Source organism: Allobosea sp. 10L417, assembly GCF_056395485.1.
Genome location: NZ_JBFTJP010000034.1, coordinates 1 through 1,349, shown reverse-complemented (window position 1 = coordinate 1,349; position 1,349 = coordinate 1). Strand labels below are relative to the sequence as shown.

Sequence of the window (1,349 nt, the reverse complement as noted above, 5' to 3'; positions counted from 1 at the left end):
CCGTTCTCTAACGGGTCAAGGTCTGGCAGCTTGGTCCTGAGCGGTTGATGCCGTTGGGTGCCTGCGTTCTCTGCGTGCTCATCGGCACTTGATGGGGTCAGCTGGGTGCAAGGTGGCTTGGTTGAAAGCGCAGTCGGCCGACCTGGTCGGCGGCATGCTACGGAATCGGCGCCATCACCTGCTCCCTCCCTCGGGCGTCGCTCCCGCTTGGGAGCTCGTTGCGGCCTCCTGTTTCGTCTGCTTCTGCCCGGCTCTGATTGTCAGGCAGGCCGGAACTCGGCGCCATGCCGCAGCATGGCGTGCATGATGATCGCGAGACGGCGGGCGAGCGCGATCCGCGCCTTGCGCATGGTCGAGCGCCTGGCAATGGCGAGCGCCCATTCCTTTAGCTTCAGCTCGCCCTTGTAGCGGGTGAGCATGACGTTGGCCGCCTCGTAGAGCAGCGTCCGCATGCGCTGGTCGCCCACCTTGGAGATGCTGCCGACATAGTCGATCTCACCGGACTGATAGCGACGCGGCACAAGGCCGAGATAGGCGCCGAGATCGCGCGAGCGCCGGAAGCGTGCAGGATCATCGACGGCCGCCGTGAAGGCCAGCGCGGTGAGCTGCCCAACGCCGGGGATGGTCATCAACCGACGGCAGGCATCGGAGGCGCGAACGAGGCGCTTCATATCCGCGTCGATGGCAGCGACCGCGCCAAGAACCGCGTCCCGGGCGGCGACGAGGCCGCGCATGGCGCCGGCCAGGCCGGTGATGCCGTCGCTCATCCGCATGACCTCGTCGACGAAGGCCGGGCTGAGCCCACGCGGCAGCCGGATGCCGAACACGACGGCCAGACCCCGGATCTGGTTCTCCAGCGTGACGCGTTGGCCGACGAGCTTCTTGCGGGCGACGATCAGCGCGCGAATCGCATGGGCCGGCAGCGACTTCACATGCACGGCCTTGTAGAAGCCGGTTCTCGCTAGCTGCGCCAGCCCACGCGCATCGTTGCGGTCGGTCTTGTGCGTCGCCAGGGTCTTGAGCGCCTGATAGGCCTGTCGGCTCTCGATGCAGACGACCGGAACACCAAGCTCGGCCAAGCCGTGGTAGAGCATCGGCGCCATCCGGCCCGTCTCGAACACCACCCGTGTGCAGGGCAGCGCTTGCGCCAGGGCCGCCGCTATCGCCGCCGCGGACGAGACGGCTTTGACCTCGTGCACAACCGCGCCGTCGCGATCGACGAGGCAGATGTGCGTCTCCTCCATCGAGACGTCCAGCCCAGCAAAGTATTCCATGATCGATCTCCTCTGTTGCAGCGGAGACAATCCTATCGGCCTCCGAAGAAGAGCAGCCAGACCGTTACCCCATGT

Annotated in this window: 1 protein-coding gene; it reads right to left on the bottom strand. The window is 66.3% G+C overall.

Annotated elements, in window-relative coordinates; translation table 11 throughout:
* Positions 1-260 precede the first annotated feature (260 nt).
* Positions 261-1,274 (bottom strand): IS110 family RNA-guided transposase, encoded by a 1,014-nt coding sequence (locus AC1DE3_RS28230; RefSeq protein WP_476852975.1) that lies wholly within the window; start codon positions 1,272-1,274, stop codon positions 261-263.
* Between the last annotated feature and the right edge of the window lie 75 nt (positions 1,275-1,349).

Excerpts from the sequence above, each read along its gene's own strand:
- AC1DE3_RS28230 (WP_476852975.1), bottom strand. The coding sequence starts at position 1,274 with ATGGAATACTTTGCTGGGCTGGACGTCTCGATGGAGGAGACGCACATC.